This is a genomic window from Caballeronia sp. GACF4 (genome assembly GCF_023631025.1).
In the GTDB taxonomy this organism is placed as follows: Bacteria; Pseudomonadota; Gammaproteobacteria; order Burkholderiales; family Burkholderiaceae; genus Caballeronia.
This window is the reverse complement of sequence record NZ_JALQDW010000026.1, coordinates 111,272-135,454: the sequence shown is the minus strand read 5'-3', so window position 1 is coordinate 135,454 and position 24,183 is coordinate 111,272. Positions and strand designations below refer to the sequence as shown.

Sequence of the window (24,183 nt, the reverse complement as noted above, 5' to 3'; positions counted from 1 at the left end):
CAGGCATCACCGCAGACCGAACACGCCCACGCCGTTGCGCGTCCCCACATAGACCTTGCCGTTCGCGATCATCGGCGTAATGAACTTGTTGCCCTGCCCGAACTGATCGCGCGCGCCCGCCGCCTGATTGCTGTTGTAAAGCTCGCGCGCGAGATTGCTGGCGTCGTAGGCGTGCAGCACGGCGATGGTGCCATTCTCCACCGCCCACACGATGCCGTTCGCCGCGCCGTTCGCAGACACGCTCGGTGTGGCGCCCGGCGAGCCGAAACTGTTCGCGGTCTGGCTCGTCGGCGTCGTGGACAAGGCGGCGTTCGCGATGCCGAACGCCTTGATGCTGTCGCCAATCGAGCCGAAATAAACGGTGTTGTTGAAGTACGCGGGCATGGCGAACATCGGGCCGCGAATCTGCCCGACGATCTCCTGATAGATGTGATCCGCATTCGAATCGAACTTGCCCATCGCGTCGCGGTTGACCACGTAGATCGTCGATGTCTTGCCCGCGCCGAGCGCGAGATGATGCGTCGTGCCGCCCGCATCGACGAGATCGGGCAATACGAGCGCGCCGCCCGAACCCAGATCTTCATCGGCCGCCGATTCGTTCACCGTGTTCGACGGCTGGAAATAATCAGTGACGGCGAGGGCGGGCGAAGTCCCGAGTTTCAGAAAGCCGTTGCCGAAATTGCCATGAATCGGCATGCCGTTGCCGTCGAGCGTGGCGTCGAAAGTGCCGTTGGCATCGAGGAAATAGATCGACGTGCCGTCCGACGCGAGGCCCGCGCCGCTCATCCAGATCGCGCCCATCTGGCCGTTCGGCGTGAGATTGAGCACGTTTGCCTGCTGCAGCGTGCTGGCGTTATAGCCGATCACCCAACCGGTGTACGGCATGATATCGCAATGCGATGTCCACGCGGTATAGACCACGCCGTTTTGCAGCAACAGCGAAGCGCGCTCGGCGTACTGGCCGGGATCGAAGCTCACGCGGCCATTCGCGCTGCCCGCGCCCGTGCCGGGATACGACGCGGCGATTTCGGTCGGACCGTTGAAAAGTTCCGCACCTGTCGTGATGTCGAGCGCATGAATGCGCTGGTGATACTTGCCCGACGTGTCTTTCGACATGCCGACCACGTAGATCGCGCCATTCGGGCCGCGCGTGCGGTCGATGACCGGCGTCGCCGTAATGCCGATGGTCGGCGTGATCTGGCCGCAGCCATGGTCGTCGCTCGGTGTTTCGCCTGCGCCTAACGTCGACGATTTCCACAGGATCGCGCCGGTGTCGGCGTCGAACGCGTAGACACTGGCGTTTTCGGTGGCGACGTAGAGCACATTGTGCGTGCCGCCCGCGATTGCCACGCTCGTCAGGAAGAGCGGTTCCGCGTCCACGGGTCCGTCCGCCGCAAGCACGTTGAGCTTGCCGAAGGTCGTCGAATTGACGTTCGCGGGCGTGAGCTTCGTTTCCGCGAGTTGCTGGCCCGTGCGGCCGATGTCGTTGTGATAGGTCGCAACGTCCATCGGATGGGCGACAGGGGCAACGACGGTGCCCCCGCCCGCTCCGCCCGAAGACCCCGAAGACCCCGAAGCGCCGGATGCGTCCGATGCGCCTGAAGGGCTCGAAGCACCCGCGGGACTCGACGCGCCTGACGGAGTCGACGCCGCTGACGGACTTGAGGCCGCCGAAGGATTCGACTCCGGCGCGCTGCTGCCCGCCGCCGGAGTCGAACTGGAACCGCCTCCCCCGCTGCATCCGCCAATGATGGCCGACACGATTACTGCGCTACACAGCCACGGCAACGCGCCGGCACGGCTCGAGCGATCCCCTTTCATACATCCTCCCTTCTGGAAGAACGGCGTAATCAGTCGGTTTTGCCCTGCATTGGAGCAATTTGGATTCCACTTCCATCACAAACGGCCTGTGCCCTTCAGCTTGCACGCAAACCACACTTTTGGAAATATTGAAAGCAACTTGTTGCACTGCGTCACAACATGCTAATATAGGGTTATTACCTAGTTAGTTACCCTAGGTCGTTCATTTTTAAGGGAGTTTAGTCATGGCCGTCATCGCCGTTACCTCAAGTTCGTTTGTTTTCGCCATTGCCAAGACCGTGCGCGCCGCTTTTCTGGACGCGCTCAAGACACGCGCAAAAGTCAGCAAGCTGATGGCCGATGCCTATCGGCGCGCGGCTTGAGTCGCTCCACACGCGGCGGCGATCATGCTGTCGCGCAGGTTGAAAAAGGAACGGCGGGCAATTGCCCGCCGTTCCTTTTTTTCGCTTACCGTTTGCGTTACTGCAGCGTGTAGGCAATCACGTAGTCGCCGGCTTTCGTGCCGAGAGAACCGTGGCCGCCAGCCGTGACCAGCACGTATTGCTTGCCGCTGGCATCGGCGTAACTCATCGGCGTCGCCTGGCCGCCCGCGGGCAGACGCGCTTCCCACAGTTTGTGCCCATCGCGCACGTCGTAGGCGCGCACGTACTGGTCGAGCGTACCGGTGAGGAACGCCACGCCGCCTGCCGTGACCATCGTTCCGCCGAGGCTTGGCACGCCGAGCGGCATCGGAATGGGCAGCGGCGCGCTATCGCGGATCGTGCCGTTCTTGTGCTGCCACGCAATCCCGCCCGTGCGCAGATCCACGCCCGCCACGTAACCCCACGGCGGCGCCTGACACGGAATGCCGAGCGGCGAAAGAAACGCGCTGATTTCATAGGCGAACGGCGTGCCGCGCGCCTGCTTGATACCGCTCGTCTCGCTGCCCTTCTTTTCCCCTTGCTGCGCGTCGAGCTTCTCGCGCGGAATCAGTTTCGACACGAACGCCATGTAGTCTGGATTCGCGATGAGGATCTGCCGCACCGGATCGACCGACACGCCGCCCCAGTCGAACACGCCGAAGTTACCCGGAAACACGAGCGTGCCCTGCTCGGACGGCGGCGTGAACGGGCCTTCGTAACGCAGACTCTTGAACTTGATACGGCACCAGAGCTGATCGAACGGCGTCGTGCCCCACATGTCGGCCTCGCGCACGCGCGGCGGATTGAAGTTGAGCGCGGAAACCGCCTGCGTCGGCGCGGTGTGGTCGCCACGCGCAGCGCCTTGCGGCACCGGCGTCTCGGTAATGGGCACGATCGGCTTGCCGGTTTCGCGGTTCAGCACGTAAATGCTGCCCTGTTTCGTCGATGCAATCACCGCCGGTTGCGTGCCCTCCGCCGTCTGCAAATCGACGAGCGTCGGTTGACCGCCCACATCCATGTCCCACAGATCGTGGTGCGTGAACTGGTAGTTCCAGCGCAGCTTGCCCGTGAACGCATCCAGCGCGACCAGGCCTGCCGCGAAGCGCTCGGCTTGCGGCGTGCGCTGTCCGCCCCACTGATCGGGCGTTTGGTTGCCCATTGGCAGATAAATGAGACCGCGCTTTTCGTCGACGCTGAACATCGACCACATGTTGGGCGAGTTGCGCACGTAGGTGCCGCCCGGCGCGATCGGTTCGGTGGCGTCCGGATTACCCGAGTCCCAGTTCCAGACCAGATGGCCGTCGTTCACGTCGAACGCGCGGATCACGCCAGAAGGTTCGTTGTTCGATTCGTTGTCCGTCACGTGACCGCCGACGATTACCAGATTGCGCACCACAGCGGGTGGCGAGGTGGAGTAATAGCCGCCGGGCGTGAACGGTCCGATGTTCAAACGCAGATCGATCGCGCCGTTCTTGCCGAAGTTCGTGCAGGGCTTGCCGGTATCGGCGTCGAGCGCAAAGAGCCGGGCGTCGGCGGTCGGCAGAAAGAGACGGCGCGAGCACTCGCCGGTGGCGGCGGTTTGAGCAACGGCTACGGGTGCGGCCGGTGCGGCCGGTGCGCCGGGCGCGGATGCTTCGGCGGGCGCGGAGGCGCTGGCCGAAGCGGTGGCGTCGGAAGCCGTCGTATCCGTCGAAGCCGCGGGCGCGGATGCGCTCGCGTCGAGCGCTGGCGCGGAAGCGGAAGCGGAAGCAGCCGCATCGGCGGCGGAGGGCGGACCCACGTGCATTGCCGCATCGTAATAAGCGACGCCCCGGCAAGTCATGTGCTCCCAGTGTTTGAAGCCGATGGGACTTTGAATCTGCGGATCGAAGCGCCAGCGTTCCGCACCCGTCGCGGCATCGAGCGCGATCACCTTGCTATGCGGCGTGCACAGAAAAATGGTGTTGCCGACCTTGATCGGCGTGTTCTCGTCCGTCGTCTCCGTGGGATCGTCGGGGCCGGGCATGTCGCCGGTGCGAAACGTCCACGCCACTTTCAGCTGATGCGCGTTCTCGGGCGTGATCTGCGCGATCGGCGCATACCGTTGCGCCAGCGGCGAGCCGCCGTAATCGGTCCAGTCGCTTGCCGCGCGTCCAGTGCCGGCGTTCAGATCGGCCTGATTCGGATCGGCGGCTACGTTGACATCGATACGTCCCGGACGGTCATGGAAGTCCTGAAAGTACGTGCCTGCACCGAGCAACAGCGTGAGGATGACGGCAGCGGCCAGCGGCACGCGCGCGGCGCGTGCAGTCGAAGGCGGCCCGAACAGCGCGCCGCGATGCACGAATGGAATCAGCAGCCACAGTGCGAGCAGCAGCCAAATCCAGAGACGTGGCATGAGTTGCCAGAAATCGAACTTGACTTCGAAGACGGCCCAGATCGTCGAGGCGAACAGGAAAATTGCAAACAGCAAGAGCGCGGAGCGTCGCCGTATCAACAGCAAAAGGCCGGTCAGTACGATGGCCGCGCCCGCGATTACGTAGTACCACGATCCTTGCAAGGTCACGAGGTAAGCACCACCGGCCGCAAGCACCGCGCCGATGATGATGAACCCGACGGCCGTGACGAACGTGAGCGGATGAAGTCTTCCGGTGCCAGCCATACTGCTACCCTCCGTGATGATGAATGGCGGAACACAGCCGTCCTGCGGCCGTGGTTCGGACATGGTGAACCGGGGGAGGGTAGCAATTCGCGTGCCGTGACGACACGTTGCAATGGCTCAAGCCAGAGCGCGCGGCCAGCGTCCGAGACGAACGTCGGCTATGGGGAGATCGGCGAGTAATGCAGCTTTCAGATCGCTTCGTTCGGAGAAGCGCGGCGCGTCGAGCCACGCGAGGAACTCGTCGCACCACACGCCCCACGCGTTCTCGTCGAAATCGAAGTCTTCGTCGATACGCCCGTTATCGCGCAGGTACGCGCCCATCACTTCCTTGCCGTTCCAGTAAGCCACGGCCACGTCGTTGAAATCAGCGGTCATGCCGCGCGGCAGGTCGCGCAACAACATGGCGACATGCGCTTTGAACGAGGCAAAATCGGTCGGTCTCATCGCGTGCTCCGCTTCAAGGATGTCATCGTGCCCGATATCGCGTGCCCGCCTCAGCCGAACACGCGCTTGTTCAGATCCTTCTCGAAGGCAACGGTCCAGTGGGAGCCATGCCCGATGCGATATTCGCGTTCCTTCGAAGTGGATCGCCGCACGATCGTTACATAGCCCTGCAATGGATAGACGTCGTCGACGACATCCGACGCGCCTGCTTCGGTCACGAGGAAATCGCCCTCGGTGAAACGGTGGCGCGCGAGAATCGCAAGAAACTCCGCTTTCTCGTCCGGTGCGATCACTGACATGGCGGCCCTCCGGGACTGAACGCTGCTTCATTCAAGGTAGCACACGCGCGCGGGAACGTCGGGCAAAACGCGCGCGGAGTATGGGGCGCAGCCCTTTATCGAACGAGGCCGATACTCTTGAACATTCGTGTGATTTCGCTATGCGCGATGGCGTTGATGTTTCGCGCTGTCGCGGCAAGCAGCGCCGAAGCCGCGCCATGCGGCACACTCGAAGGCGCGGCGGGCAGCTCATTCGCGCTGCGCGAAGGCGAAAGCGTGAATCTGAAACGCGGCGACGAGACGATACACGGCGCGCTGCACGTCTATCGAGACGATGCGGTGTATCGCGTGTACTGGCAGCCCGATGGAAGTCCCGAGCAGTACGTGCTCGCGAATGCGGGAGAGAACAGCGTGCGGCTCGTTGCGACGCCGCCGCGCGGTTCGAAGGTGGATGCGGGACCGGGCACGCTGCCTTCGCAGAGCGTGCTCTCGTGTCCCGCTTCATGACTAGCGCGCCAGCACCTTGCCGATGGAGTCCGCCACCACCTGCACGTTGCTGTCGTTCAGGCCCGCGACGCACATGCGGCCGGAGCGCAAGATATATACGCCGAACTCCTCGCGCAGACGGTCCACTTGCTCCGCCTGCAAGCCGGTGTACGTGAACATGCCGCGTTGCTTGATATAACGCGCAAGCGCCTCGCCGCGTACATGCTCGCGCAGGCCGTCGTGAATCGCGTGCCGCATACGCGCGATGCGCTGACACATCGCCGCCAGTTCCTCGCGCCACGATTGCGCGAGTTCCGGCGTGTTCAGCACCTTGGTCACGATCTTCGCGCCGTGCGTCGGCGGATTACTGTAGTTCGCGCGCACCGCGCTCGTCAATTGACCGAGCACGCGATCGGCTTCGACGGCATCGTCGCACACGACATGCAGGCCGCCACAGCGCTCGCCGTACAGCGAGAAATTCTTCGAGAACGAGTTGGCGACGAACGCCGGCACGCCGCGCCGCGCAATCTCGCGCACCGCGAAGGCGTCGGCGTCGAGCCCTGCGCCGAAGCCTTGATACGCCATGTCGACGAAGGGCAGCAAGTCGCGCTTTTGCAGCACGTCGATGACCTCCACCCACTGCGCTTCGTCCAGATCGACGCCTGTCGGGTTATGACAGCACGCATGCAGCAGCACGACGCTCTTTGCAGGCAGCTTGTCGATGGCGTCCAGCATGGCATCGAACAACAGCCCGCCGGTTGCTTCGTTGTAATAGGGATATGTGTTCACTTCGAAGCCCGCGCGCTCGAAGATGAAACGGTGGTTCTCCCACGTCGGATCGCTTACCCACACCTTCGCGTCCGGGAAGTAACGCCGGATGAAATCCGCGCCCACTTTCAACGCGCCCGAACCACCGAGCGTCTGCACGCTCGCAATGCGTCCGTCGGCACGCGGTGCGCTCTCGGCGCCAAAAACGAGCGTCTGCACGGCATCGCGATAATGCGCGAACCCGGCCATCGGCAGATACGGCTTCGGGCCGAGTTCCTGCAAGAGCGAAAGCTCGGCTTCGCGCACGGCTTGCATCACGGGAAGGCGGCCGGCATCGTCGAAATAGATGCCGATACTCAGATTGACCTTGTCGGTGCGCGGGTCCTTCTGAAAGTTTTCGTTCAGCGTGAGAATCGGGTCGCCGGGGTAGGCATCGATATGTTCGAACATGGTGGTGGTTTCAGGACTTCGGGACGGGAGTTCAGCGAGTCGGCGCGCGGCGTGATTGGCCCGCGCTGCCGTTCCTTTTTCCGAGATAGTAGCCGATTCCGAGAACGGCCAGCCAGATCGGGATCAGCCAGACGGAGAGCCGCAAGCCCGGCGTCTCGAACATCACCCAGACTATGCCCGCGACGAATGCAAGACACAGATAGTTCGTGAGCGGATAGCCGAGGCTCGGGAACGCCGTCACCGAGCCGCTCGCGCGCTTCCTAGCGCGGAACTTCAGATGGATGATGCTGATCATCGCCCAGTTGATGACGAGCGCGGATACCGCGAGACCCATCAGCAATTCGAAGGCGCGTCCCGGAATGAAGTAATTGATGAGCACGCAAGCCGCCGTGACGAGCGCCGACACGCCGAGCGCGACGAGCGGAATGCCGCGCGCGCTCACCCGCAACAGGGCGCGCGGCGCATTGCCTTGCTGCGCGAGACCGTAAAGCATGCGGCTGTTGGCATAGACGCCGCTGTTATAGACCGAAAGCGCGGCCGTCAGCACGATCACATTGAGCACGTTCGCGACGAGGCCGCTGTTCATCTCGCGGAAGATCAACACGAACGGACTGCCGCCCGTCACGACCTTGTCCCACGGATACAGCGAAAGCAGCACGCCAAGCGCGCCGATATAGAAGATGAGAATGCGATAGATGACCTGATTGGTCGCGCGCGGAATGCTGCGCGACGGGTCTTCCGCTTCCGCTGCCGTGATGCCGACGAGTTCGAGCCCGCCGAACGAAAACATGATGACGGCCATGGACATGACGAGCCCGCTCACGCCATAGGGAAAAAAGCCGCCGAGCTTCCACAGGTTGGTGACGCTCGCTTGCGGCCCCGCGTGACCCGAGATCAGCAGATACGCGCCAAACAGGATCATGCCGACGATGGCCGCGACCTTCACGATGGCGAACCAGAACTCCATCTCGCCGTATGACTTTACGCTCGTCAGATTGATGGCGTTGACGAGCGCGAAGCACACGAGCGCCGACACCCACGCGGGCAGCATCGGCCACCAATACTGCATGTAGATGCCGATGGCCGACAACTCCGCCATGCTCACGAGAATGTAGACCGCCCAATAGTTCCAGCCGGAGATGAAGCCCGCCGCGTTGCCCCAATAACGTGCAGCGAAATGGCTGAACGAGCCGGCCACCGGTTCATCGACGACCATCTCGCCCAACTGCCGCATGATGAAAAACGCCGCCAGCCCGGCGATGGCATAGCCGAGCAGCACGGACGGCCCCGCGAGCCGGATGGTTTGCGCGACGCCCAAAAAGAGCCCGGTGCCAATTGCGCCGCCAAGCGCGATCAACTGGATATGCCGGCTCTTGAGTCCTCGGCGGAGTGTCGTCTGCGATGCCTGTACTGCCTGTTCTGTCTGTGAAGTGCCTGAAGCCATGTCGATGCCTGCCTGAACTGCGCGAAAACCCCTAGGGTTCTTTTGAGCCGCAAAGCGGCCCACTGTTGTTTTTTTGTCCGAATGACACGCAAACGTTGCTTTTATCGTTTTGGCCAGCGAAGCGGACGAAATGCGATTCTACCGCCTGGCCGCCGCAGAGCCTTATCGGGCGGACCTTGCTCGCCGTTCCCGGCAACTTTAGGCCTACCGCGCAAACGATTTGAGGCCGGAATCAGGGCTTGTTCGGAGGATTGATTCGGCACCCGCGACCGCAAAATTCATCTCATGCACTCAACGGGGAAGTCGACATGTTTCAGACGATGGAAGGCAACGCGGCACCGCATCGCGTAATCGGTTCGAAAGCGGATTCGGAAGCGGAACTCTTGAGCACGCTGCAGGCGGCGTCGGAAAACATCATGCGCCTCGCGGGCAAGCTGCTCGCCGGACGCGACGCCTCGGCGCAGGACGCGGTCTCCATCACCGAACAGAACGAACTGGCGCAACTGACCATCGGCCGACTGCTCGCGCTACCGGCATCGACAATTTAAGCACCAAAGAGAAGCGCGGCGGCTCCATGTGGAAGCCGTCCGCGATCAGGGAATTAGACGCGCAAGCCCAAAGAATCTGGAAGAGAACATGAACTACCTGACGATCATCGCAACTGTGTGGGCGATTTGCGCGATCTGCGCGGTGCTGTTCATCCGCGGCTCGGCGGCGCAGCAAATGAAGCCGGCGCGCGTGCGTCGTGACCAACGCACGCTTGCCGAGCGCATCAAGGATTTCAGCCACACGGCCTGAAGTAGCGCGGTCCCGAAGTACCGCGTCCGAAAACGGCAGGCCGTTGTCGCCCGACAAACGGCCGCTGCCGATGAATTATTTGATTGCCGCCACCGCCGCGCGCAAGCCGAGCAGATAGCTGTCCACGCCGAAGCCGGAAATCTGCCCCTTCGCGACTTCCGCGAATACCGACTTGTGACGGAACTCCTCGCGTGCATGCACATGCGACATGTGCACTTCGACGATAGGCACGGTGAGAATGGCGAGTGCATCGCGAATACCGTAGCTGTAATGCGTCCACGCGCCCGCGTTGATGATGATCGCATCCACCTTGTCTTCGAACGCCTTGTGGATGCGCGCGCACATCTCCCCTTCGATATTGGTCTGGTAACTTTCCACCTCGACGCCCAGTTCCTTGCCGAGCGCTTGCAACTGTTCGTCGATCTGCGCGAGCGTGGCCGTGCCGTACTGCTTGGGGTCGCGCTTGCCGAACATGTTGAGATTGACGCCATGCAGCGTGAGGATCTTTGCCATAACGAATTCCTTTCGGTGGATGAATGAAGCGTGGAAAGCTCGAACCTCGCTTTCGACGATGCGCAGATTCTGCAACCCGCGGCGCGCACTGACAATAGCCATGCGTCGCGCGTTGCACGCTAAAGCTCGTTACCGGGCAGCCGATAACGCGTATACCGGCGCTAACGGCGATTCATCCGCTCTCCCGCGCAACTACAACGTTTAGCCGGTCTCAGTATGTCAGCCACTTCGTCCTTGCGCGATTCCATTCTGGCCACGCCTTCGACCACGGACGGACCGATCACGGCGGCCATTCGCGCGTCGCTGCTATCCACCCTCGTCGAGGACATTCGGCCGCTTCTGCTCTCCGGTCTTTCCAGCGCTTTCGTCGCGACGATCGCGCTCTTGCGTCTGCATGCGCTCTGGACCGTGCTCTGGCTCGGCGCCGATGTGCTGTTGCTCGCGGCGCGCGTCGGTATCGTGTGCCGGTATCGCGCGTTGAGCCGCCCGGACGCGCCGCATCCCGAGCCCTGGGCCGCGCGCTATGCGCCCTTCGCGCTCCTTGCGTGTCTCGCGCTGGGACTCGGCGCGATGGCCTGCGTCATCTCCGGCGATACCGTGCTGGCCGCGCTCGCGATCATGGTGACGGCGGGATTGCTCGGCGGCATCGCATCGCGCAATGCGGGCACGCCGTATCTCGTCAGCGCGCAGATTTGCCTCGGCGCGGCGCCGATCGGTTTTGGCGCGCTGCTCGCGGGCGGAAGTTTCTGGATGCTCGTGCCGCCGCTTTTCCTGTATATCGGCGCGATGGGCTCGGTCGTGCGCCGCCACTATCGCACGCTCGTCGCGCTGATGATCGCGGAGCAGCGTCACGCCGAACTCGCCGCGCGCTTCGACGCCGCCCTCGCCCACATGCCGCACGGCCTTTGCACCGTCGATGCGGAAGGCAAGGTGATCATCGCCAATCGACGGGCGGCGGAACTGTTCGGCTCGACCGTCGAGATGTTGCGGCTGAACATATCGTTGCCGGATTTCATCGGCCATGCGGGACTCGCGAAGTTCGGCGAGACCTTGCGTGCGCAACTGGTCGAACGTTGCGCGCTGTGGCTGAAAGACGGGCAAGGCGCGCTCGAACTGAATCTCGCCGATGGCCGGCAACTCGAACTTTGCCGTAACGCGGTGCCGGACGGCAGCGCGGTGATCATCATCGAGGACGTGACGGAGCGGCGCCGCTCGGAAGCGCGGCTTCTGCACTGGGCGCATCACGATTCGCTCACGGGACTGCCCAACCGCCGCTATCTCGGCGATCACGCCGAACGGCTGATGGCGAACGGCGCGGGCCGCGAGAAGGTCATGGTGATGTATGTCGATCTCGACGGCTTCAAGCGCGTCAACGACACGCACGGCCACAACGCGGGCGACGAGCTGCTGACCCAGGCCGCCGACCGCCTGCGTAACGCGATGCGGCGCGGCGAGCTGGTCGCGCGGCTCGGCGGCGACGAGTTCGCCATCGTGGCGACTTACATTGCGCGAACGTCGGGGGCGGCATTCGCGCGGCGCATCATCGGCGATCTGTCGGCGCCTTACGAACTCGACGATGGCGGTATTGCGCGCGTGGGCGTGAGCGTCGGTATCGCGCTGGCGCGACGCGGCGAGTTGTTCGAGAGCGCCCTGAAACGCGCGGATGCGGCGCTCTACGAGGCGAAGCGCGAGCAACGCGGCACATACCGGTTCGCGGCGGGCGACGAGGATCTGTTTCAGGTCGATGCGCACGCGGAAGCGCATCGCGAAGGTTGATCGAACGCGCATCGGCATGCGCCTTTCAAAACGCCGCGCCCTGCAAGCCGCTTCGCGAACACGTATCCTTGCGGCTTCACACAGGGATCATCCATGTCGACACCAGCATCGTCCGGGCTCGATGGCGCGCGGCGCATCGAGCTCACGCGCGGCCTGATCGCGCTTTTTGCGTTTTGCTGCGGCGCCATCGTCGCGAATCTGTATTACGCGCAGCCGATCACCGAACTCATCGCGCCCGATCTGCACATGAAAGGCGGCACCGCGAGTCTGATCGTCTCGTTGACGCAGATAGGCTATGCGCTCGGCCTCTTCTTCATCGTGCCGCTCGGCGATCTGCTCGAAAACCGAAGGCTCATGATCGTGACCGCGCTCGTTTCCATCGCAAGCTTGACGGCCGCCGCGTTCTCGCACGATCCCGTCTGGTTCCTCTGCATCTCGCTTCTCGTGGGGTTTTCATCCGTCGCCGTGCAGATCCTGATTCCGCTTGCCGCGCATCTCGCGCCCGACGAGTCGCGCGGCAAGGTCGTCGGCACGATCATGAGCGGCTTGCTGCTCGGCATCCTGCTTTCGCGGCCGATTTCCAGTGTGGTCGCGGGCCACTTCGGCTGGCGCGCCATGTTCGGCGCGGCCGCCGTGCTGATGGTCATCGTGACCAGCGTGCTTGCCTTCACCATTCCGCGCCGTCAGCCGAGCCATCAGGCGACTTACTTCGAACTGATCGCCTCGCTCGGCCATCTCGTGCGCACGATGCCCGTGCTGCGTCATCGCTCGCTGTATCAAGGGCTGATGTTCGCTTCGTTCAGTCTCTTCTGGACCGCCATACCCGTCGAGCTCACGCGCGGCTTCGGGTTGACGCAGACGCAGATAGGCTTGTTCGCATTGATCGGCGCGATGGGCGCCACTTCCGCGCCGATCGCCGGCCGCCTCGCCGATGCCGGTCACACCGTGCGCGCCACCTTCATCGCGCTGGCGCTTGCGGCGCTCGCGTATCTTCCGGCGTTGATTCATCCGGCGTGGGGCGTGGGCGCGCTCGTCGTCACGGGCGTGGTGCTCGACTTCGCGGTGCAAATGAACATGGTGCTCGGCCAGCGCGAAATCTACGCGCTGCATGCGACGAGCCGGAACCGGCTGAATGCCGTGTATATGACGAGTATCTTCGTGGGCGGCGCGTGCGGCTCGGCACTGGCGGGCCCGCTCTACGAGCACGGCGGCTGGACGCTGGTGGGATGGGTCGCCACGGCGTTCCCGCTCGTGGCGTTGGTGCATTACCTCGCGCTCGGCCGACACACCGCCGCGCGCGGTCACTGATCTGGGCTCGCCACTCAGGGCTTCGGAATGCGGATACGGCTGATCATCAACGAGCCGGAGACGGCATAGACGAGCGTCAAGGGATGCAGCGTGAAGCCCGCGAATTCCCACGCGCCGAACCAGAGATTCGCGCCGACCGCGTTGTACCAGCCCGCGATGCCGAGCATCAACACGATGGCAAACGACGTCGGAATGGGCGTGCCTTCGAAGTGCGTGACCTTGCCGCTGCCGGCCGACATTTCCTCGGTGGTCACGTTATAACGCGCAAGCCGCGAGACGCCGCACGCGACGAAATACGCGAGCATCACGCGGTCATAGAGGCCGCGCATGCCGCACGCATAACCGATGACCGCCGGCGCCACGCCGAACGAGATCACATCGGCGAGCGAGTCGAGCTCCTTCCCCAAGAGCGACGCCTTCTGGCGCCAGCGCGCGATACGGCCATCGAGTACGTCGAAGACGAGCGCGGCGAACACCAACGCGCACGCAAGATAGATATGGAGGACGTCGTTGTCGTCGAGATAGGACATTGACGAGAACAGCGCGCCCGTGCCGCAGACCGCGTTGCCCAGCGTGAACCAGTCGGCCAGATGAAACTCGCGGATCATCGAGAAACGTTTCTTGCCGGTGTTGTTGGTATTCATGGCGAACTCGTGAGGGCGCGACGTCCCTGATGGTTTTAAAAACTGCTCAAGTCTATCATTCAAAGAGGCCACGGCTTGCGCAGAAAGCGTCGGAAATCGAAAGATCTTCGCCGATTATTTCCACTTTGGCCGATTCACGAAATTTTTTACAGAAACGATTGAACTTCGCCCGAGGCTGGCTATGCTCGATAGCAAGACGCGCGGCCGCTTGAACCTGAACGTGAACGTACACGTTGCTTTATAATCCGGCTCGTTCACGTATCCGCGAGTGCATTCACATGACGACGAAGCCCGCGCTTCTGACTATTCGCGACGCCGCCGAGCGTCTTCAGGTCACGCCGCGCACGCTGAAGTATTACGAGGAGCGCGGTCTCGTCACGCCGGACCGCAGCGAGGGACGTTACCGGCTGTACAGCGAACAGGATCTGGAGAAGTTCGCGCGCGTTCTGCGGCTGCGTTCGCTTGGCTTTTCCTTGCAAGGCATTACCGAGATCCTCAAGCGCCCGCTGGAAACGCTCGGCGCGGGACGCACGGGTTTTTCGCCGGATTCGCTGCGCGAGATCGAACAGGCGTTGTCGCAACAAATCGATTCGCTCGATGCGCGGATTGCCAGCGTGCGTCGTGAACTCAAGGAAGCGCAAGCCGTGCGCGGCGAGCTCAACGCGGACCTTGATTACTTGCGGCGGAGAATCGCCGGAGAAAGCAAGGAAGACTTGTTTCAGGAGCGTATGGCCGCGCAGAAAAAGACGAAGCGCGGCAACCAGCCAGGCAGTCAAGAGGTCGATGGCGAATGACCGCAGCACGCTTACCACGCTTACCCGCACCAAAGCTTGGCGCCGCCACGCTTCGCGACGTCATGTTTCCGTGGGCCATCGCGCTTGCCACCGGACTCGATTACTTCGACAACTCGATCTTCTCTTTCTTCACGAGCTATATCGCGGGCGGCATCAACTCATCGACCGACGAACTCGTGTGGGCGTCGAGTGCCTACGCGGTTGCGTCCGTGCTTGGCATCCTGCAACAGCAATGGTGGATCGAGCGGCTTGGCAACCGGCGGTATGTCGGCGGAAGTCTCTTTCTGTTTGCCGCCGGCGCGATAGCCGCGACACTGTGCGAATCGTCGTTCGAACTGGCGCTCGCGCGCGGCTTTCAAGGCTACTTCATCGGCCCCATGATGAGCGCGTGCCGCATCCTCATTCAGATGCGCTTCACGCCGCCGCAACGTCCGCGAGCGACGCGCGCGTTTCTCAACATGATCTTGCTCGGCAGCGCCCTTGCGCCGCTCATCGGCGGATATCTGGTCGCGTCGTTTGGCTGGCGTGCGCTATTCACGAGCACGGCGATAGCGGGAGCCGCGTGCGGCCTCTTCGTGCTGCTCGCCGTGCCGTCGAGCGGACGCGTGCAACCCGAAGCGCGCGGCGAGGCGCATTTCTGGCCGTACATCATGTTCGCGTTTGCGCAAGGCGCGTTGCAGATCGTCATGCAGCAAGTGCGCTTTCAACTCTTCAGCAGCTCGCCGCTGCTCATCATGCTCACGGCGGCGGGACTTTTTGCGCTCGGCTGGTTCGTGTGGCATCAGTGGCATCATCCGAGGCCGCTCATCCGCTTGCATGCGTTGCGCGAGAAGCCGTTTCGCGTGGGCATCATGTTGTATATCGCGTTCTATTACGTGAACACCACGCTCAGTTTTCTCGTCTCGCGTTTTCTCGAAGGCGGGCTGCACTATCCGGTGGAGAACTCCGGCAGGCTCACAGGCTGCACGTCGCTCGTCGCGCTTGCCGCGGCTTATTTGTACTTTCGCTACTCGGCGCGCGTCGCGCACAAGAAGTGGCTGATCGGCACGGGCTTTCTAATCTCCGCGTTCGTCAGCGTGTGGATGGTGAACATGCCGCCCGATGTCAGCATGCCATGGCTCATCGCGCCGCTCACGCTGCGCGGCATGGTGCTGCTGTTCATCGCGCTGCCGGTGGCGAATATCACGTTCCGCATCTTCGCGATCGAGGAATTCAACCACGGTTATCGCTTCAAGAACATCGTCAAGCAACTGACGGTGTCGTTCTCCACGGCGACGGTGATCATTCTCGAACAGCATCGCGCGGCCGTGCATCAGACGCGGCTCGTGGAGCGGGTCAACCCATTCGATCCGGTGTTTCAGGAGACGTATGCACGGCTGATAGGCGGCTTCGAGGCCCTGGGACGAAACGCCGCCGATGCAAAAGGACTTGCGCTCGCGGAAATAGGCCGCGCGGTGACGCAGCAAGCGAGCTTTCTGAGTTCGCTGGACGGCTTCTGGTTCGTGATGGGTGTGGCGCTTTGCGGCGCCGCGCTGGCGTTCTGGCAAAAGCAGATCAATTGACGAAGCGCGCGACACTCGCCGCGCGCGTCAATCTCAGCCTTCATGCTTCAACCGATCCCTTCGGCTCATGCATCGGGCAGCCGTTGCGCTCACCACGGAAGCGCGACGACATCTCGTAAGCCGGCTTGCGCGAGCGCATCACGCCGCCCAACGGTCGATGCGCCTCCACCCCATGCCAAGGACTGAACGCCATGCCATCGTCGATAGCGGCCGCGCGACTATCGCTCCACGAAGTCTGCGGCGCCACGCGAATCCGCGCCACAGTCACGTATGGACTTTCATCTTCCGGCCAGCGCTTCGATGCATCTTCGATCGGCATCTTCTCGATATCCGTTGCAAGCTGCACGCGCACTTCCCATTCGCCGCTATTGGCCGCGAAGAAATCGCTGACGGCTTCGCGCAGGCCGTTGGGTTTATCGTCGAGATCGACGGGTGCATCCGTCAAGGCGGTCAGTTCCGGCGATACCGGCGCCACGCTGATCTTCCCGAAGTACTGACCATAGAGGTGCGGCACGGCCGTATAGAAAGTCTCGCCGAGAATATGCGTCTCGGGATGTCCGCCAAGACTCTTGATCGTGCCGCTCTCGCCGCCGAGTTTTTCGATCACCGCTTCCGTGCCGCGCAACACAGCCGAAAGCGCCTGCTTCGTGCCGGGCATTTTGTCGGTGGTCTTGGCGAGCAACTTAAGGTTACCGAGGAAGGCTTTAGGCGTCGCCGCCGTGAACGCGGGCGCATTGATCATCACCAAGTCTTGCGTGACATCGCCTTCGCTCCCGGGCAAGCGCGCGCCTTCCACGCCGATCACCTTCAGCGCGAGGCCGCGCGGTGTCGAGACTTTGTCATCGAGAATATCGCCGGGATTCGTCGATAAACGCAGCACCACCGGATACGTGCCGCCGTGCGCGAAGATGCCTTGTGCGAGCTCAGGCGCCAAGCCATCGACCACTTGCAGCTCTCCGGTTAGAAGCCCGTGACTCTTCGCGTGCACGCTGCGAATTGCGTGACCGCTATCGGCGTAAGTCTTCTCCGTGATGCTACGCATGGCTTCGGCGAGTTGCTGCGTGGTCTCGGCTTCGTCGTCGGGGATTTGTTCGAACGAGGGATCGAAAGGCAACGGTTGATAGGCGCGCGTATCCATTTGAACTCCGGGGACGTTGGTATGTTTGGCTATTCAGCAACGCCCGTACCAACGCGCTTTAGCTCACCCCTCGCGCAACATCTCGTCCACGGCGCGGATCGCCAGCACGTATCCTTGCACGCCCAGACCGCAGATCACGCCACGCGCCGCAAGCGAGATCAGCGAGTGCCGATACTGCTCGTCACGCCGATGAATATTCGTCACGTGAACCTCGACGAGCGGCTTCGAAATGAGCTTCACGGCGTCGAGCACGGGTATCGACGAGAATGAAAATCCGGCCGGGTTGATGACCACCGATGCGTCCTTTTCAAACGCTTCCTGCAGCCAGTCGACCATCACGCCTTCATGGTTGGTCTGACGAAAATCGCATTGCAGACCGAGTTCGTCGGCGAGCGCTTCGCAACGCGATTGCACTTGCGCGAGCGTCGTCGTGCCATACAAATGCGGCTCGCGCTTGCCAAGCAAGTTCAGATTGGAGCCGTTCAAAACATAGACGAGAGGTTTCATGTTGTCGATGAGTCAATGAGTGTTCGATTGCATCGGCGCCTGCGTCGTCGCGCCGATCACTTCAGCGGTGGAATCGGTACGGTTCAGGTCGATGCCGAGCGTTTCGGGCGCGGTGAGGATCATCGCGAGCGAGATGACGTTGAAGATCACGCACACCGCCACGACGCCCCACGGCGAACCGTTGCACAGCGCGAAGAGCCAGACCGCGACGACCGGCATCGGGCCGCCCGCGATCAGGTTCGCGCCGGTATAGGCGAGCGCAGAGCCAGAGTAGCGCACGTTGGTCGGAAACGCTTCGGCGAACGCGACCGGTTGTATGCCGCTCTGGAACTGCGTGAAGCCGAGGAAGAAGCCCATCGCGAGGAGCATCGGCAGAAAGCTTTTCGTGTCGAGAATCTGGAAGTAGACGAAAAGCATCAGCAAGGTCGCCGTCGAACCGATTGCCAGCGCCTTCCTTCTTCCGATGCGGTCACTCAGCATGCCGCCCGCCAGCGCGCCCACGATGGCGCAGACATTCGCGCCCATCAGCAGCAAAAAGCCGGTCTGCTTCGGCACGCCGAGCGTCTTCGTCACATAGCTCAGCGAGAACACGACGATCAGATAGAAAATCGCCGCCGGTCCGCAGAAGAAGAGCATCCAGCGCAGCACGGTGCGCCAGTGAAGACGCAGGGCGTCGCGCAAGGGACTGCCGACATCCGCGACTTCGGTTTTCGACAAGGCGACGAACGCGGGCGTCTCCGCCACGCGCAAGCGGATATACACACCGACCATCACGAGCACGAAGCTCAAGATGAAGGGAATGCGCCAGCCGTAGGCATCGAAGGACTCGGCCGACATGGCCGATGAAAGCGTAAGCAGCACGCCGTTCGCCATGATCTGCGAGAGCGGCGAGCACAGACCGAGCAGGCCCGAATATTTGCCACGCGCGCTGGGGCTCGCGTGCTCGATCGCCATCAATTGCGCGCCGGTCGATTCGCCGCCGAGCGCAAAGCCTTGCAGGATACGCAGGATCACGAGCAGCGTGGGCGCCCATACGCCGATGCTCGCGTAAGTCGGCAAGAAGCCCATCAGCATGGACGCGAGGCCCATTACGGTGACGGTGCCGAGCATGAGATTGCGCCGGCCGAGCTTGTCGCCGAGATGCCCGCAGATGATCGCCCCGAGCGGCCGCGCCGCAAGCCCGACGCCGAAGGTGGCAAGCGAGGCGAGCAGCGCGGAGGTCGAATCCATCGCGGGGAAAAAGAGCTTGGGCAGCACGGTCGCGGCAAGCGCGCCATACAGGGTGAAGTCGAACCATTCCAGCGCCGTGCCAATGGCGGCGGCGGTGACGGCTCGGGTGCGCATCGACTGGTGCGCGGTTTCTTCTAAGTGCGATTGCATCTTGTCTCCTCTTCGGGCGTGTCTCTGTGTACGTTCATTCGCTTACCCGGGAATCGTCGTATCCCGATAAAACGACGTGGCGCACAGATTAACAGCGCCGGGTGGGATACCGTTCCAGCGTGGAATCTCTTCCCGCAATATGCAATCATGCGCGAATCATCGACTCGAACGATAGGTAAAACCCATGCCCGGCGTCACCGAACGAACGCTTGCCGTCCTCGAATTCCTCGCGACGCAAATGGAAGGCACGCCGCTCGCGATGATTTCCGATCAACTCGAAATTCCACGTAGCGCGTGCCATCGGCTGCTGGTCGATCTCAAGCAGTGCGGCTACGTGCGGCAATTGCGCGAACACGGCGACTACGTGCTCACGACCAAGCTCGTCGGGCTCGGCCTCAGCTATCTTGCAACGTCGGGCATCGTCGATATCGCGCAGAGCATGCTCGACCGGCTCGCGGAAAGCTCGGGCGAACTGGTGCGGCTCGCAATCGTCGATGGCGACCGGCTGACGTGGGTCGCGAAGTCACAAGGCGCGCTCAAGGGCCTGCGCTACGACCCGGACATGGGCATGGACACGGTCTTGTCTTGCAGCGCCACCGGCCACGCCTGGATGATGACCATGAGCGACGAACGCGCGCTCGAACTCGTGACGCGGCAAGGCTTCGGCGCGCCGAAGCAATACGGCCCGCGCGCGCCGACCACGGTGACGGGTTTGCTCGAATTCGTGCACGCCGCCCGCATGCGCGGCTACGCGACCATCTACGAAGTCTTCGCGCCCGGCATGACGGCCATGGCGGCGCCCGTGCAGCGGCGTGGTTATCCGGCAATCGGCGTCATCAGCATCGCCGGGCCGGCCGTGCGGCTCACCGAGAAGCGCATGGCCGCGCTTGGCTCGACGCTGCTTGCTGCCGCCGGCGAACTGGCGGCTGCGAGTCTCGCGTCACCGCTTTTCGGGCGCATTCGATAACGTTCGGTCGCGTTCGGCCGCGTGATGCTGCGGGAAATCCCCACGTTTCATTTGCGGCACATTGCATACAATGAATCCCGTTCACTCCCATAACGGGGCCTCGATGGCTGTCATAAGCGCCGCTTTGCATACAATCACGCCTGATACGTCTCGTCCTGGCGATGACGTCTATCTCGCCATCAAGCGCGCGCTTGCCGGCAACGAGTACGGCGCGGGCCAGTATCTGCGCGAGGAACAACTCGCCAAGAGTTTGGGCGTGAGCCGCACGCCGGTGCGCGAAGCGTTGCGAAGACTCGACGCCGAAGGCTGGGTCGAAACGCGTCCGAACTACGGTGTGCGCGTCAAGGCGTGGACCCTGCAGGACGCGCGCGAAATTTTCGAGTCGCGTCTCTTGATCGAGCCGTATCTCGCGGGGCGCGCCGCACTCAAGATCGAGCCTGCCGATATCGAGCGCCTTCGCACGCTGGCGGACGCCATGCTCGCCATTACGCATCGTCCGTCCACGGCCGAATCGTGCGAGGCATGGTTCACCGCGAACGGCGAATTCCACGCCATCGTCACCGCCGCCGCGAACAACGCGCGGCTCGACCGGTCGCTCAAGTCGATGAAGGAAACGCCGCTCATCAAATGGACCTTCGACGCCTACAGCGACGAAGACCGCGAACGCAGCGCGCGTCAGCACTTCGAGATCGTGCTCGCGCTCGAACAGCGCAATGCGGTGTGGGCGGAAGCCATCACGCGCTGTCACATCATGGCCGCCGAAAAGGCCGTGCTGGACCGCCACGAGCGGGAGCATCTCAGTCCGTAGCGTTGTTGCCCCTTGCACCGTCGATAAAAAACCGTCGCACACGAAAGACATCGGAGACACGACATGCAGCCAAGTACGGTGAACGCCGGTCCGCGTCTGGACCGCCTGCCCATTTCCGGGTTCCACAAGCGCGTGCTCTGGCTGATCGGCGCGGGCATGTTCCTCGATTCCTTCGATATCTATCTCGCGGGCGGCGTACTCGGCGCGCTCTCGAAGACCGGCTGGTCGTCCATGCATCTGAACGCGGCGTTTTTATCGTCGACGTTCATCGGCATGTTGCTCGGCGCGTTCACCGCGGGCGTGCTCGGCGACGCCAAGGGCCGCAAGTTCACGTATCAGTTCAATCTCGCGGTCTTCGGGCTCGCGTCGATTGCGGGCGCGTTTGCCCCGAACATGACCTGGCTCATCGTCTGCCGGTTCTTCATGGGCCTGGGACTTGGCGCGGAGATCGTCGTCGGTTATGGATCGGTCGGCGAATTCATGCCGCCCGCCGTGCGCGGCAAATGGTCGGCGTATCTGTCGCTCATCACCAATTCGGCGCTGTTCTTTTCGACTTTCCTCGGCTATCTGATCATTCCGACCATCGGTTGGCGCGCCATGTTCGCTATCGTCGGCGTGGGCGCGATGATCGTCTGGGTCATCCGCAAGAAGATGCCCGAGTCGCCGCGCTGGCTCGAATCGAAAGGCCGTTACGACGAAGCCGAAGCGATCCTGCGCGCCGCCGAGGAAGAGTCGGCGCGCGTGCGTCCCTTGCCGCCGATTGCCGACCTACCGCGCGCCATCACCAAGAAAACCACGCTCATCGAGCTGTTTTCGGGCGCACTGATTCGCCGCACGTTCGTTTCGATCGTCGTGCAGGTCGCGGTGAACATGGTGATCTACGGCTTCATCGTGTGGGTGCCCACGTTCCTGATGAAGCAAGGCATCGGCATGGCTTCGTCGCTCGGATACACCACGCTGATGTCGCTCGGCGGCCCGGCGGGCGCGCTCGTCGGCGTGCTGATCGCGGACAGGATCGGCCGCAAGAACGGTTTGATCGCGGTGGCCGCCCTCGCCGCGGTCATCGGCTGGTTGTACAGCCATTCGACCAGTGTCGAGATGGCGACGCTTCTCGGCTTCATCCTCTTCACGCTGACGTATCTCATGGTCGCGCTCGGCATTGCCACGTATATCCCCGAACTTTTCGCGACCGAAAACCGCATGCGCGCAAATGGCATAGCCGGATGCGCGGGCCGCATCACCGGCATTTTCGCGCCGCAGCTCGTCGTCGTGATGTACGCGACGGGCGGCATCAAGGACGTGTTGTCGATGATCATCGGCGCGTGCGTGGTGATGGCCGTCGTGCTCGCGGTATTCGGCATCGAAACGAACAAGCGCTCGCTCGAAGAGATCGCGCCGACGCTCGATACGGACGCCGACGCCGCGCTGGCGTTATCGCGCGAATCGCATCATTGACTCTGCAACGTCGAACTTCACACAAGGACACGCTATGAACACCACCAGTCAGGCTAAACGGCAGGCATTGAAGGCACGTTTCGCGCAGAAGGAAATCGTGACGGCGCCCGGCATCTTCGACATGATCTCCGCGAAGATGGCCGATTCAATGGGCTTCGATTGTCTCTACATGACGGGCTTCGGCACGGTCGCGTCCTATCTGGGTTTGCCCGATGCGGGACTCGCGACCTACACGGACATGGTGAATCGCGTCGCGGCGTTTTGCGGCGGCACGAACACGCCGATGATCTGCGATGGCGACACCGGCTACGGCGGCTTGCTGAACGTCGCGCATACGGTGCGCGGTTACGAACAGGCGGGCGCGGCGGGCATTCAGCTCGAAGATCAGGAATTCCCAAAAAAGTGCGGCCATACGCCGGGACGCCGCGTGATTCCGCTCGAAGACATGGTGCGCAAGATCAAGGTGGCCGTCGAGAGCCGTACCGATGACGGGTTTCAGATCATCGCGCGCACAGATGCGCGTACGTCGCTCGGACTCGACGAAGCGTTGCGCCGTGGCGAAGCCTATGCGAAGGCAGGCGCCGATGTATTGTTCATCGAGTCGCCGGAAAGCGTGGAGGAGCTGGAAAAGATCGGCCGCGCCTTCGATATGCCCTTGCTCGTGAACGTAGTGGAAGGCGGACGCACGCCGCAACTCGCGCCCGATGAATTGCAGAAGCTCGGCTTCTCGCTGGCGATTTATCCGGCGTCCGGCTTCCTTACGGTCGCGAAGGCTCTCAAGGATGTGTACGGCCAGATCCTCGCGAAGAAGAGCACCGAAGCCGCGAAGGACGCGATGTATCCGTTCTCGGACATGTGCGAGTTGATGGGCTTCGCGCAAGTGTGGGCGTTCGATCGCGAGCACGCGGATTGATTCGTCCGCGCACTCGAACGCGTCATGCGCCTCATGCGCGCGGCTTGAAGATGCCGTTGAGCTTGTCGCCGGGCGCGGCATCCGCGAAGCCGTCGAAGCGCCCTTCCACGAGGCCTTCCGCGGCGCGCATGACGCCGCCCCAGGCCGCGCGTGCCAGCGCGCCGCCGACGCTCACGCGCCGTACGCCCAGCGCGGCGACATCGGCGAGCGTGAATTCGGATGCCGAGCCAATCAGCAGATTGACGGGCTTCGGCGCGACGGCCGCAACCACCGCCGCAATCTGCTCGCGCGTCTTGATGCCGGGCGCGTAAAGGCAATCGGCGCCGGCTTCGGCGTAGGCCTTCAGACGCGCGATGGCATCGTCGAGGTCCGGTTTGCCCGCGAAAAAATTCTCGGCGCGGCCAATCAGCAACGTGTCGCCGCCGTTCTCGTCGATGGCGCGGCGTGCGGCCTTCATGCGCTCCACCGCGACATCGATGGCGAACAAAGGCGCGGATTCATCGCCGGTGGAATCTTCGATCGATAGTCCCGCCACGCCGGTCGCTATCGCCAGCTTCACGCTCGCTGCAATCTCTTGCGGCGTCTTGCCAAAGCCGCTTTCGAAGTCCGCGTTGACGGGAAGGTCGGTGGCATCGACCAGTTCTTTCAGATGCGCGAGAACGGCGTCGCGCTCGACCGTATTGTCGGCGTGACCCTTGGACCAGGCGAAGCCGGAACTCGTCGTTGCGATAGCCTTGAAGCCCAGTGTTTCGAGGTATCGCGCGCTGCCGATGTCCCATGGATTGGGCAAGACGAAGCAGCCGGAATCATGAAGTGCGCGGAAGGCCGAGCGTTTTTCGGCGACGGTGCGAGGCATGAGCGTGTCTCCCTGGGTTGGTCGCCCATGA

The 24,183-nt window shown here is 62.7% G+C and carries 24 protein-coding genes; 12 read left to right on the top strand and 12 right to left on the bottom strand.

Features of this window, described 5'->3' with window-relative positions; all coding sequences use genetic code 11:
• Positions 1-6 precede the first annotated feature (6 nt).
• Positions 7-1,509 (bottom strand): PQQ-binding-like beta-propeller repeat protein, encoded by a 1,503-nt coding sequence (locus tag NCR40_RS24545; RefSeq protein WP_250510936.1) that lies wholly within the window; start codon positions 1,507-1,509, stop codon positions 7-9.
• A gap of 536 nt (positions 1,510-2,045) precedes the next feature.
• On the opposite strand from NCR40_RS24545, the gene NCR40_RS24540 reads away from it, so the two are divergent.
• On the top strand, positions 2,046-2,183 hold the full coding sequence (locus NCR40_RS24540; protein ID WP_244830975.1) for a hypothetical protein: 138 nt from the start codon (positions 2,046-2,048) through the stop codon (positions 2,181-2,183).
• A 97-nt stretch (positions 2,184-2,280) separates the two neighbouring features.
• On the opposite strand, the gene NCR40_RS24535 is transcribed toward NCR40_RS24540, so the two are convergent.
• The 3 genes from NCR40_RS24535 to NCR40_RS24525 form a co-directional block, all read right to left on the bottom strand.
• Positions 2,281-4,863 carry a glucose/quinate/shikimate family membrane-bound PQQ-dependent dehydrogenase gene (locus tag NCR40_RS24535; protein ID WP_250510935.1) on the bottom strand — a complete coding sequence of 861 codons (2,583 nt, stop codon included), beginning with the start codon at positions 4,861-4,863 and terminating at the stop codon, positions 2,281-2,283.
• Positions 4,864-4,980: 117 nt separating this feature from the next.
• Positions 4,981-5,307, bottom strand: a complete 327-nt coding sequence (locus NCR40_RS24530; RefSeq protein ID WP_250510934.1) for a hypothetical protein — start codon at positions 5,305-5,307, stop codon at positions 4,981-4,983.
• Between the two features lie 50 nt (positions 5,308-5,357).
• The gene (locus tag NCR40_RS24525) at positions 5,358-5,606 is read right to left on the bottom strand and encodes a hypothetical protein (RefSeq protein WP_244830978.1); all 249 of its coding nucleotides are present in this window, start codon (positions 5,604-5,606) and stop codon (positions 5,358-5,360) included.
• A 117-nt stretch (positions 5,607-5,723) separates the two neighbouring features.
• Here NCR40_RS24525 and NCR40_RS24520 point away from each other — a divergent pair, with 117 nt between their 5' ends.
• Positions 5,724-6,092 carry a hypothetical protein gene (locus tag NCR40_RS24520; RefSeq protein ID WP_502801024.1) on the top strand — a complete coding sequence of 123 codons (369 nt, stop codon included), beginning with the start codon at positions 5,724-5,726 and terminating at the stop codon, positions 6,090-6,092.
• Here NCR40_RS24520 and NCR40_RS24515 read toward each other — a convergent pair whose 3' ends face one another.
• Positions 6,093-7,289 (bottom strand): amino acid aminotransferase, encoded by a 1,197-nt coding sequence (locus NCR40_RS24515; RefSeq protein WP_250510933.1) that lies wholly within the window; start codon positions 7,287-7,289, stop codon positions 6,093-6,095.
• Between the two features lie 31 nt (positions 7,290-7,320).
• Positions 7,321-8,733: an amino acid permease gene (locus tag NCR40_RS24510; RefSeq protein WP_250469169.1), complete on the bottom strand. Its 1,413-nt coding sequence runs from the start codon at positions 8,731-8,733 to the stop codon at positions 7,321-7,323.
• 308 nt (positions 8,734-9,041) lie between these two features.
• Between NCR40_RS24510 and NCR40_RS24505 the strand changes: the two genes are divergently transcribed.
• Positions 9,042-9,281 (top strand): hypothetical protein, encoded by a 240-nt coding sequence (locus tag NCR40_RS24505; protein WP_250510932.1) that lies wholly within the window; start codon positions 9,042-9,044, stop codon positions 9,279-9,281.
• Positions 9,282-9,309: 28 nt separating this feature from the next.
• On the top strand, positions 9,310-9,531 hold the full coding sequence (locus NCR40_RS24500; protein WP_250494446.1) for a hypothetical protein: 222 nt from the start codon (positions 9,310-9,312) through the stop codon (positions 9,529-9,531).
• 75 nt (positions 9,532-9,606) lie between these two features.
• Here NCR40_RS24500 and aroQ read toward each other — a convergent pair whose 3' ends face one another.
• Positions 9,607-10,044 (bottom strand): type II 3-dehydroquinate dehydratase, encoded by a 438-nt coding sequence (aroQ, locus tag NCR40_RS24495; protein WP_244830984.1) that lies wholly within the window; start codon positions 10,042-10,044, stop codon positions 9,607-9,609.
• Positions 10,045-10,260: 216 nt separating this feature from the next.
• Here aroQ and NCR40_RS24490 point away from each other — a divergent pair, with 216 nt between their 5' ends.
• Together NCR40_RS24490 and NCR40_RS24485 are read left to right on the top strand one after the other, a co-directional pair.
• Positions 10,261-11,820 carry a sensor domain-containing diguanylate cyclase gene (locus NCR40_RS24490; protein ID WP_244830985.1) on the top strand — a complete coding sequence of 520 codons (1,560 nt, stop codon included), beginning with the start codon at positions 10,261-10,263 and terminating at the stop codon, positions 11,818-11,820.
• A gap of 93 nt (positions 11,821-11,913) precedes the next feature.
• Positions 11,914-13,128: an MFS transporter gene (locus tag NCR40_RS24485; protein WP_244830986.1), complete on the top strand. Its 1,215-nt coding sequence runs from the start codon at positions 11,914-11,916 to the stop codon at positions 13,126-13,128.
• 14 nt (positions 13,129-13,142) lie between these two features.
• On the opposite strand, the gene pssA is transcribed toward NCR40_RS24485, so the two are convergent.
• Complete coding sequence (pssA, locus tag NCR40_RS24480; protein WP_244830987.1) at positions 13,143-13,772, bottom strand: CDP-diacylglycerol--serine O-phosphatidyltransferase; 630 nt, start codon at positions 13,770-13,772, stop codon at positions 13,143-13,145.
• Positions 13,773-14,050: 278 nt separating this feature from the next.
• Here pssA and NCR40_RS24475 point away from each other — a divergent pair, with 278 nt between their 5' ends.
• Both NCR40_RS24475 and NCR40_RS24470 read left to right on the top strand, forming a co-directional pair.
• Positions 14,051-14,566: a MerR family transcriptional regulator gene (locus NCR40_RS24475; RefSeq protein ID WP_250469153.1), complete on the top strand. Its 516-nt coding sequence runs from the start codon at positions 14,051-14,053 to the stop codon at positions 14,564-14,566.
• A complete protein-coding gene (locus tag NCR40_RS24470) occupies positions 14,563-16,128 on the top strand; it encodes an MFS transporter (RefSeq protein WP_502801023.1) in 1,566 nt (521 codons plus the stop codon). Before NCR40_RS24475 ends, NCR40_RS24470 begins: the two co-directional genes overlap by 4 nt.
• A 40-nt stretch (positions 16,129-16,168) precedes the next feature.
• On the opposite strand, the gene NCR40_RS24465 is transcribed toward NCR40_RS24470, so the two are convergent.
• The 3 genes from NCR40_RS24465 to NCR40_RS24455 form a co-directional block, all read right to left on the bottom strand.
• The gene (locus NCR40_RS24465; protein WP_250469143.1) at positions 16,169-17,266 is read right to left on the bottom strand and encodes a catalase family protein; all 1,098 of its coding nucleotides are present in this window, start codon (positions 17,264-17,266) and stop codon (positions 16,169-16,171) included.
• A gap of 63 nt (positions 17,267-17,329) precedes the next feature.
• Positions 17,330-17,773 (bottom strand): type II 3-dehydroquinate dehydratase, encoded by a 444-nt coding sequence (locus NCR40_RS24460; protein ID WP_244830991.1) that lies wholly within the window; start codon positions 17,771-17,773, stop codon positions 17,330-17,332.
• Positions 17,774-17,785: 12 nt separating this feature from the next.
• A complete protein-coding gene (locus NCR40_RS24455) occupies positions 17,786-19,153 on the bottom strand; it encodes an MFS transporter (RefSeq protein ID WP_250494443.1) in 1,368 nt (455 codons plus the stop codon).
• 184 nt (positions 19,154-19,337) lie between these two features.
• Here NCR40_RS24455 and NCR40_RS24450 point away from each other — a divergent pair, with 184 nt between their 5' ends.
• The 4 genes from NCR40_RS24450 (at position 19,338) to NCR40_RS24435 (ending at position 23,296) form a co-directional block, all read left to right on the top strand.
• On the top strand, positions 19,338-20,120 hold the full coding sequence (locus NCR40_RS24450) for an IclR family transcriptional regulator (protein WP_250510930.1): 783 nt from the start codon (positions 19,338-19,340) through the stop codon (positions 20,118-20,120).
• Between the two features lie 103 nt (positions 20,121-20,223).
• Entirely contained in the window at positions 20,224-20,928 is a 705-nt protein-coding gene (locus NCR40_RS24445) for a GntR family transcriptional regulator (RefSeq protein WP_250469137.1), read from the top strand.
• Between the two features lie 63 nt (positions 20,929-20,991).
• Positions 20,992-22,383 carry an MFS transporter gene (locus tag NCR40_RS24440; RefSeq protein WP_250494440.1) on the top strand — a complete coding sequence of 464 codons (1,392 nt, stop codon included), beginning with the start codon at positions 20,992-20,994 and terminating at the stop codon, positions 22,381-22,383.
• 34 nt (positions 22,384-22,417) lie between these two features.
• Positions 22,418-23,296, top strand: coding sequence for an isocitrate lyase/PEP mutase family protein (locus NCR40_RS24435; protein WP_250510929.1), 879 nt, complete (start codon positions 22,418-22,420; stop codon positions 23,294-23,296).
• 31 nt (positions 23,297-23,327) lie between these two features.
• Here NCR40_RS24435 and NCR40_RS24430 read toward each other — a convergent pair whose 3' ends face one another.
• A complete protein-coding gene (locus tag NCR40_RS24430; protein ID WP_250494438.1) occupies positions 23,328-24,152 on the bottom strand; it encodes an isocitrate lyase/PEP mutase family protein in 825 nt (274 codons plus the stop codon).
• Between the last annotated feature and the right edge of the window lie 31 nt (positions 24,153-24,183).